Here is a 9429-nt window from a genome sequence, read left to right as displayed (position 1 = left end):
GGACCGCCGCGCCCGTCCGAGGTGGCCACCCCCGGGGCCTCACGCGACCCTGGTGCCCCGGGAACCCGCCCCGACCCCACGCGACCCCGGTGCCCCGGGAACCCACCCCGATCTCACGCGAACCCCACCCCGATCCGGACGTCCTGCGCACGCCGACCGCACCCCGACCTCACGCGGACCCCGCGTCCACCCCGACCTCCCGCACGCCCTGCCGCCGCGCGGGCCGTTCGCCCACCACTCTCCGTCAGGAGCCCCTCCGGAAAAGGCCTTCATCCCTACCCGCCCCGCACCCGTCGAACCCTCTCCGAAAAAACTTCGAAAGAGTTTCTGTTATCCCGAACACCTGTCCCCGGTCTCCCTGGTGTCGGAAGGCCCAACGGCCACCCGCGGCACCGCCCACCGTTCCCCCGGACGGCGGTGCCCGGGAGGCGACCGGGCCGTCGCACTCTGAGAGGAACGCGATGGGACGCAGGAACGCCGATCGAGGCGATGCGGAGCGGATGGACGGCATACCCGGCGAGCCGGGCGGCCGGCGTGCCGGAAGCCGGCGACGTCGCCGGTCCGGGCGTCGTACCGGGCTGATCGCCGTGGCCGTGGTGGCCGGGCTGGTGGCGGGGGCGCTCGGCGTCCAGACCGCCCTGGACTCGGACGCACGGCGCGGCTCCGCGGTGGCGGGGTCGGCCGACCGGGCGGAGGCGGGCACGGCCGACCTCGAGGCCGGTGACCTCGGCGAGACCGGTACGGCCGAGGGCGCGACCCAGGCCCCGGCTCCCCAGCGGGAGAAGAAGGCCGAGCCGATCAAGGAGATACCCAAGGACCAGCCCGAACGCGGCCTGGTCTACGCGGGTCTGACGCTGCCCACGAGCGACCGCTGCGCCGGTGCGCTGGAGGTCGCCGGTGGCGCGATCACCGGTCAGCCGACCGGCAGCGGCCAGCCGGCCTCCAGCGGCCAGCTGTGCAGCCACGGCCCGGACTCGCCGCCGAGCGAGGTGGACATCCGCAAGGACGTCCCGCCGGTGGCCGCCGCGGCCGCCAAGGAGCCCAGCCTGACCCCGGGTTCGGACGCGCAGGCGCCGTCCGCCGCCGACCTGCTGAAGGGCTCCTCCCCGGTGCTCGACGCCGGCCAGAAGGCGCTGCTCGGCGGTTCGGACACCCCGGCCGCCGGTGGCGGCAGCACCCCGGCCGGCCCGGCCGCCGGGTCCACCGTGGTCTGCGAGGGTGACGGCAACACCGGCAACCGCGTCCAGGTGGTGTACGTCAGCACCCCCGGCAACGACCGCTTCGCGCAGTACGCGGCCTCGTTCAAGAAGTGGGCCGCGGACGTCGACGTCATCTACAACGCGAGCGCCCAGGAGACCGGCGGCGTGCGGCACGTCCGCTACGTCACCGAGTCCGACTGCACCGCCTCGGTGCTGAAGGTCCAGATCTCGGCGAGCGAGATGCAGGACTTCAACGCCACCAACCGCGCCCTCGCGGCCCAGGGGTTCAACCGCAAGGACCGCAAGTACATGATCTTCGCGGACGCGAAGGTCTACTGCGGCATCGGCACCTTCGCCGGTGACGAGCGTCCGGGCCAGGACAACATGAGCAACTTCGGCCCCTCGTACGGCCGTACGGACTCCGGTTGCTGGGGCGGCCACACCGCCGCCCACGAACTCGGCCACAACCTGGGCGCGGTGAGCAACAACGCCCCCAACTCCAGCAAGGGCGGCCACTGCGTCGACGAGTGGGACATCATGTGCTACTCGGACACGCCGTACTACCCGAAGATGCGCACCGTCTGCCCGGACAACGCCAGCGACATGCGCCTCGACTGCCGGCACGACGACTACTACAGCACCTCGCCGCAGCCGGGCAGCTACCTCGCCACGCACTGGAACGTCGCCAACAACCGCTTCCTGATCGCGGGCGGCGGCACCGGCCCGAACCCCAACCCGACGCCGACCCCGACCCCGACCGCGTCGCCGACCAAGACCCCCTCGCCGTCGCCGACGCCGACCGGCGGCACCACCCCCACCCCGACCCCGTCGCCGACCGGCGGCACCACCCCGACTCCGACCCCCACCGCGGGCCCCGGCACCACCGGTCCTGACGTGGCGGCGAGCCAGGTGACGCAGAACTCCGTGATGCTGAGCTGGAAGGCCGTCCCCGGCGCCACCGGCTACGACGTCGTGCTGGGCGGCCAGACCATCGGCACCGTCAAGTCCACCGTGGTCAGCGTGGTCCGTCTCGCGCCCGGCACCTCGTACACCGTGGCCATCGCCGTCCGGGACGCCCAGGGCGCCGTCTCCAAGCCCGGCAAGGCCGTGACCTTCCGCACCGCCGCCGACGGCGGCATGCCGCAGCCCACCGGCCGCTACGTGATGGTGAACGGCCTGACCGGCCAGGCGGCCGACCTGTGGGGCAGCTCGCTCAGCGACGGCACCGTGGCCATCGCCTACCAGCGCACCGGCTACGCCAACCAGAAGTGGAGCTTCGAGGACTCCGGTTCGGGCACCGTCCGGATCAAGTCGGTCCGCTCCAACAAGTGCCTCCAGCTGGGCGGCAACGCGGTCGCCGGCCAGTACCTGGCGCAGCAGCCGTGCTCCGACGCGGGTGCCCAGAAGTGGAAGCTGACGGCCGCGGGCGGCAGCTACACCATCAGTGCCGCCGAGGGCTCTTCCCTCGTCCTCGGCGTCAGCAACCGTTGGTACTACGGCGGTTGGCTGCTGGAGCTGCAGAAGCCGAACGGCCAGGCCTACCAGTCGTGGGCGCTGCAGAAGACCTCCTGACGCGGCCCCGCGAACCCCGTAGCACCCTGTAACACACCGGCCCCCGGGCACGGCCACCCATCGCGGTGGCCGTGCCCGGGGGCTCCGCAGCACCCGAGGAGCCCCGCCCATGCGCATCCGTCCGCTGAACCTCCCGAGCGCCCTGGCCACCGCCGCCGTCGCCGCGGTCATCGCGCTCGCCGGCACCGCCACACCCGCCGCCGCCCACGGCGACACCATCCACCTGGAGATCCCCGGCCAGGACAACGGCCACGTCAGCGCCGTCGCCACCTGGGAGAACGACCACGACCCGGTCACCGAGGAGTTCGCCGGCACCCTCAGCGCCAGCTCCGCGGACGGGCGCAGCGCCGGCCCCTGGCGGCTGGTCCCCGTACCGGGCCGTCCCGGGACGTACACCACCCGCGAGACCCTGCCCGCGGGCCACTGGAAGGTCACCGTCGACTGCGCCTTCCCCTCCCTCGGCCACGGCGAGCGGGAACTCGACATCCCCCAGGCGGTGATCTCCGACCCGACGCTGCCGACGCCCCCCGGCCCGGGCACGTCCGTGCCCAGGCCCACGGCGACCGGCTCGACGGGTACGTCCGGGACCACCGGTACCACGGGCGCCACCGGTACCACCGGCACGACCGGTACGACGCCGATCGGCCCGACCGTGCCCACCGCCCCGGCGCCCACCGGCACCCCTTCGGCCAGGGCCGTCGCGAACACCGAGGACACCGACTCCATCGCCACCTGGGCCGCCGTCGCCACCGCGGCCGCGGCCGTCGTCCTGGTCGCGATCGGCTTCGCACTCCGGCGCCGCAACCGCGGCGGAACGGGCACCGGAACCCGCTGACCGGCGGGTTCCGTCCCGCCCGGTGGAACCGTCGCGCCCGAACCACCGTCCCCTCCCTCACCGGACGTCACCACGGCACGTCCGGACGACGCGAGGGAGCAACCGCATGCAGAAGGTCCTGATCACCGGCGGCGCCGGCTACATCGGCAGCACCGTCGCCTCGGCGCTGCTCGACCGCGACGTCACGCCGGTCGTCCTCGACGACCTCTCCAAGGGACGGGCCGAGTTCGTCGAGGGCAGGATCTTCTACCAGGGCGACATCGCCGACGCCGGCCTCCTCGACCGGGTCTTCGCCGAACACCCGGACATCGACGCGGTCCTGCACTGCGCCGCCAAGATCGTCGTACCGGACTCGGTCGCCCGCCCGCTCCACTACTACCGGGAGAACGTCGGCAAGACCGTCGACCTCCTGGAGTCCCTCCAGCGCAACGGCTGCACCCGCGTCGTGTTCAGCAGCTCCGGCTCCATCTACGCGCCCACCCCGGACGCCCGGGTCGACGAGACCTGCCCGGTCGACGCCAACAGCCCGTACGCGCGCACCAAGCAGATGATGGAGCAGGTCCTCCAGGACTGGACCCGCGGCTCCGGCGCCGACGGCCTCCGGGTCATCACGCTGCGCTACTTCAACCCCATCGGCGCCGACCCCCGGCTGCGCACCGGCCTGCAGGACCTCAACCCCACCCACGCCCTCGGCAAGCTGATCGAGTCCCACGCCAACGGCACTCCGTTCACCGTCACCGGCGTCGACTGGGCGACCCGCGACGGCTCCGGCATCCGCGACTACATCCACGTCCAGGACCTCGCCGACGCCCACGTCGCCGCCCTCACCCGCTTCGACGAGGTCGTCGCCCCCGGCGCCGACGACCGCTACCGCGTCATCAACGTCGGCACCGGCGAGGGCACCACCGTCCGCGAACTCATCGCCGCCTTCGAGGAGGCCGTCGGCGCCAAGCTCGACGTCCGCGAGGCCGGCCCCCGCCCCGGCGACGTCATCGGCTGCTACACCACCGTCGACACCGCCCGCACCCTCCTCCACTGGACCCCGCGCCGCACCATCACCGAGGGCGTCACCTCCGCCCTCGCCTGGCGCGCCAAGTGGTCCACCCACCTCGCCACCACCCCGACCTCCGCCTGACCCCCGCCCCGGGGCCGCCCCACCGCGCGGCCCCGGGAGCGGACGGCCCCGTACACCGGAACGGGCCCCAATCCGGGGCAACCGGCCCAGCGGCACCCCCACCACGCCGTACGACCTGGTGGACTCACTGCCGACGAGCCCCCGCGCCGCCCCGAAGGAGCCCCCGATGTCGGAGCCACCCGCGTCCTACGCCGGCCTGCGTGCCCTGGTGATCAACTGCACCCTCAAGCGTTCACCCGAGCGCAGCCACACCCAGGGCCTGATCGACATCTCGACCGGCATCATGGAACGCCAGGGCGTCCAGGTCGACGTCATCCGCGCGGTCGACATCGACATCGCCACCGGCGTCTGGCCCGATATGACGGAGCACGGCTGGGAGACCGACGAGTGGCCGGTCATCTACTCGCAGGTGATGGCCGCCGACATCCTCACCCTGGCCGGCCCGGTCTGGGTCGGTGGAACACTCTGTCAGCCGCGATCGCGTGCCATGATGGCCCGCCCCGAACGGAAGCCGAGTGATGTCCGACCTCCCGTACGTCGACCTCTACCTGCGCAAATCGCGTGTGGTTCGTCATGAGGACCCCCGAGATCTGACCTCCATCCAGGCCCAGGAGGACAGCGGCCGGGCCTGGGCCGCCCGTGAGGGCTACCGCGTCCGCCACGTCTGGGTGGACAATCTGTCCGCCTGGAGCGACATCGAGCGGCCCGAGTTCGACAGGGCGCTCGCCGCGATTTCTGGCCGGTGAGGTGCCGGCGCTCTGGTGCGCGTTCCTGGACCGCTTCACCCGCAAGGGCATCGACGACATCGGCCCGATCCTCGGCAAGGCCCGGGTCATCTTCGACTACGACAGGCTCGACAGCTCGAGCGAACGCGCCCGGCGCCGGATCATCGACCGGGCGGAGCAGGCACGTGAGCGCTCCGTGCGGCTCTCGTACAACATCAAGACCACCAAGGGGGCGAAGCGGGCCCGCGGCCAGTGGACGCAGATGGCCCCCTACGGCCTGCGCGCGGACGGGGCGAGGAAGCTCCATCACGTCCCCGACGAGTGGCGCATCGTGATGCACATCGTGAGCTGCGTCGCGGACGGGTTCTCACAGCGAACCGTCGCGAAGGCGCTCAACTCCGGGCCGAACCCGGTACCGGGCCCCGTCGGGGGACGGTGGCAGGCGAACGCGATCTGCCGCATCCTGCGCAACCCCGTGTACGAGGGCTGGCAGGTCGCCCCTCGCCGGCACGCGTCCACGCAGGGACGGTTCCAGGCGTACCGGGACGGCGAGGGCAACCGCGTCGGGGTCTTCGCGGAAGGAGTCGAGCCGATTCCGCATGACCTCCTGACCCGGGCCCGCCAGGTGACGGCCGGGTACGCCTTCACGACACCCGAACAGGCGGCCCGCAAGGGGACGGTGACGAAACTCCTCACGGACGCGGTGAAGTGCCGCGGTTGCCGCGGGGGCGCATCGGCGGACTCGCACAACTACCGGTGCTGGCGGGCGGTCCAGGGCGACCACTGCCCGTCTCCCGTTTCGGTGGACTGTCAGTGTATTGAGGGGTACGTCACCGAGGCCTGGTTCTCCCGGATGAACGCGGCCACGCCGGACGATCCGCTGCTCCTGATCGCCGCCGAGCGCTGGGCCGGGCTGCAACACCCGGAGAACGTGGAGGAACTCGCAGACGCCATCGCCGCGCTGAAGTCGGCGGAAGCCGGGATCCAGCGCCTGGCGGAGCAGCAGGCATCGGGCCTCTTCGACCCGCCGTTCGACACGCATCTGCCGCGGCTCCAGATGGAGGCGCGGACAGCGCTGGAGAACGCGAAGAAGCGCGTGACCGCTGCGACGCCGAAACGCCTGGATGTCAGCTTCCTCATGGAGGACGCCCGGATCCGGAAGGCCTGGGACCAGGCGGATCTCCCGCTGCGCCGCGAACTGCTCCGGCTGGTGATCCGCCGAGTGGTGGTGATGAAGGGCCGTCGCGGCTATAACCTCTTCGACGGACCCGGCCGGGTGGAGATCCACTGGCTCGACCAGCCCGACCCGTGGCTCGCACCGCCCTATCAGGGCGACTTCGGCCAGGCGGCCTGATCCGTCCAGCGGCCCGCGACCTGCAGGTGGCGGGCCGCTACCTGGATTCCGCAGCCGAACCAAATCGGGCCTGGCCCGGACACTCGGACCTCTCGTCAGCAACCAAGGGTGGGTCCGATGTCATCCGTTCCGACGATGCTCGTCAGCGGCGCCGAGGGTTCAAGCCTCCATGCTCGGAGCGGCGGTGTGGCCGGACGTGTCAGTGCGGACCACACGTGGTGCTTCACAGTCCCGGAGCAGGATCTCGCGGAGACGATCGCCTCGTCGCTCGGCGGCCTCAGCCGAGCGCAGGCGGACGTGGACAGCGCGGCATACCGGGTGGTCACCGACAGGACCGCCTTGTCGATCCTCCCGGACGCCCCGGAGCCTTTCTCCGTTCGACTGGTGAGGCGAGGTGCGCGAGGTTCCGACCACGTCTGTGACGGCCACCGCTTCCTCCAACCTTCGATCCGAGCTGCTCTGCCGTGTGGGTGCGGACCCACCTGGACCGCGAGGCGGGCGGCGGCCAAGGCGGGCGTCGGCCCTAAGCCCGACATCAGGATCGAATTCCGGCTCTCCGATGCGCCCAGCGTCGGCCGCTTCGCCTTCACTTCCTCCTCGTGGGACCTCGCTCAAACCGTCGCGCCAATGGTGGAAGTCGCCCTACGCCAGCCCGGCAATCGATTCGAGTGCCAGTTGAAGGTCGAGCCCGTCAGGCTGCTCCTGCCTGACGGCCGTGAGGTCACCTACCGATCGATCACTGTGGTGCCCGGATGTAGCGATGGCCGGCGCATCAAGCAGGTGGCCGAACGTGCCGGGCGGAGGCGCCCGGGATCTGCTGGAGTGGAGGGGACGGCAGCAGAGCGGCTGCGAGAACCGGCGCCGGACACCGCTGCGCGCGGCCCCGCACGAAGGAGATGCATTCATGTCGGAACCGCCGACGTCCTACAGGGACCTGCGTGCCTTGGTGATCAACTGCACGCTCAAGCGCTCCCCTGAGCGGAGCCACACGCAAGGCCTGATCGACGTCAGCACCGGGATCATGGAACGGCAGGGCGTTGAGGTGGAGGTCCTGCGCGCGGTGGACATCGACATCGCGACCGGTGTGTGGCCGGACATGACGGAGCACGGCTGGGAGACCGACGAGTGGCCGGTCATCTACTCGAAGGTGATGAGCGCGGACATCCTCACGTTAGCCGGTCCTGTGTGGTTGGGAGATAACTCTTCAGTCATGAAGAAGGTCATCGAGCGGTTGTACGCCTGCTCGTCGATCCTCAACTCCCAGGGCCAGTACGCCTACTACGGTCGGGTCGGTGGCTGTCTGATCACCGGGAACGAGGACGGTGCGAAGCACTGCTCCATGAACGTGCTCTACAGCCTGCAGCACCTGGGCTACGTGATCCCGCCGCAGGCCGACGCCGGGTGGGTCGGCGAGGCGGGCCCGGGGCCGTCGTACCTGGACGAGGGCTCGGGTGGCCCGGAGAACGACTTCACCAACCGCAACGCCACCTTCATGACCTGGAACCAGCTCCACCTGGCCCGCATGCTCAAGGACGCCGGCGGCATCCCCGCCCACGGCAACCAGCGCTCCGAGTGGGACGCCGGCTGCCGCTTCGACTTCGAGAACCCCGAACACCGCTGAATCGCCGGCCGCGTTGAAACAAGCGCCAGCGGCCAGGAGAGTGGCGGCTACCCGCGGCACCCTGTAACCAGCACCTCCCGACTCCGTGGCGACGCGCGACGGGCCTGTGCTGAAGTGACCCTACTTCCGCGAAGAGCGCCCACGGCCAGAGACTCATCTCATGACCGCGACGGCTCCACTACGGGGCCGGTCGCGGGCTCGTCCTTCCCCTCGGGCAGGTTCGTCCACGACTCCGGTTACGGTACGGGTTGGGCTTTACCCCGAACCGTGGACACTTCTGAGAAGCGGATCTTCGGATCCGTGGAGAGGATGTCCTCATGGGTACTGCGAGGTACTCGGGAGAGTGCAAGCGGGACGCGGTCGCGCTGGTGGAGTCCAGCGGGCGGCGCATCCCGTCGGTGGCACGCGAGCTGGGTGTCAACCCGGAGTCGCTGCGCCAGTGGGTCGCACGATCGCGGGCCGAGTCGTCGTCGGGCACGAACGGTGAGGGCCCGTTGACCTCGGCCGAGCGCGAGGAACTGCGCCGGCTGCGCAAGCAGGTCCGTGAGCTGGAGCTGGAGAAGGAGATCCTGCGGAAGGCAGCCCAGTATTTTGCCAAGGAGATGGGCCGATGACCGGCCGCTGGCGGTTCATCTCCGACCACCGTGACCTGTACGGGGTGCAGCGGCTGTGCCGGGTCCTGGACGTGTCGGCATCCGGTTTCTACCGGTGGATCGCCGCGGCGGCCGCCCGGGCCGAGCGCCGGTCCGCCGACGAGGACCTGGGCGCTCGGATCGAGGTGATCCACAGCGAGTCGAACGGCGCCTACGGCGTCCCGAGGATCACCCGTGAACTGCGGGAGCGGCACGGTGTGGTGAACCACAAGCGGGTCGCCCGGCTGATGCGCGAGCGCGGGATCGTCGGCCGGCACCTGCGGCGCGCGGTCCGCACGACGGTCGCGGACCGGAGCGTGCCGCCGGCGCCGGACCTGGTCGGGCGTGACTTCGCG

9 protein-coding genes and 1 pseudogene are annotated in these 9429 nt (G+C 71.3%); all 10 read left to right on the top strand.

Annotated elements, in window-relative coordinates; genetic code table 11:
• The first annotated feature begins 461 nt into the window (after positions 1–461).
• Positions 462–2771, top strand: coding sequence for an RICIN domain-containing protein (locus tag ACWEQL_RS38390; protein ID WP_452155569.1), 2310 nt, complete (start codon positions 462–464; stop codon positions 2769–2771).
• A 109-nt stretch (positions 2772–2880) separates the two neighbouring features.
• Positions 2881–3606, top strand: coding sequence for a hypothetical protein (locus ACWEQL_RS38385; protein WP_452155567.1), 726 nt, complete (start codon positions 2881–2883; stop codon positions 3604–3606).
• 106 nt (positions 3607–3712) lie between these two features.
• Positions 3713–4741: a UDP-glucose 4-epimerase GalE gene (galE, locus tag ACWEQL_RS38380; RefSeq protein ID WP_452155565.1), complete on the top strand. Its 1029-nt coding sequence runs from the start codon at positions 3713–3715 to the stop codon at positions 4739–4741.
• A gap of 166 nt (positions 4742–4907) precedes the next feature.
• Positions 4908–5198, top strand: a pseudogene (locus tag ACWEQL_RS38375) (flavodoxin family protein); the annotation flags it as partial.
• 106 nt (positions 5199–5304) lie between these two features.
• Complete coding sequence (locus tag ACWEQL_RS38370; protein ID WP_452155563.1) at positions 5305–5487, top strand: recombinase family protein; 183 nt, start codon at positions 5305–5307, stop codon at positions 5485–5487.
• Between the two features lies 1 nt (position 5488).
• Entirely contained in the window at positions 5489–6820 is a 1332-nt protein-coding gene (locus ACWEQL_RS38365) for a recombinase family protein (protein WP_452155561.1), read from the top strand.
• Between the two features lie 117 nt (positions 6821–6937).
• Positions 6938–7798 (top strand): recombination directionality factor, encoded by an 861-nt coding sequence (locus ACWEQL_RS38360; RefSeq protein WP_452155559.1) that lies wholly within the window; start codon positions 6938–6940, stop codon positions 7796–7798.
• A complete protein-coding gene (locus tag ACWEQL_RS38355; protein ID WP_452155557.1) occupies positions 7725–8441 on the top strand; it encodes a flavodoxin family protein in 717 nt (238 codons plus the stop codon). The genes ACWEQL_RS38360 and ACWEQL_RS38355 overlap by 74 nt, the downstream gene beginning before the upstream one ends.
• Before the next feature lie 317 nt (positions 8442–8758).
• The gene (locus tag ACWEQL_RS38350) at positions 8759–9055 is read left to right on the top strand and encodes a transposase (RefSeq protein ID WP_452155555.1); all 297 of its coding nucleotides are present in this window, start codon (positions 8759–8761) and stop codon (positions 9053–9055) included.
• Positions 9052–9429, top strand: a 378-nt coding sequence (locus ACWEQL_RS38345) for an IS3 family transposase (protein WP_452155553.1), incomplete at its 3' end; no start/stop codon positions are given. The genes ACWEQL_RS38350 and ACWEQL_RS38345, both read left to right, overlap by 4 nt.

Source organism: Kitasatospora sp. NPDC004240 (assembly GCF_053603215.1).
The sequence above is the reverse complement of the archived record's forward strand: the minus strand, read 5'-3'. Positions and strand labels throughout refer to the sequence as shown.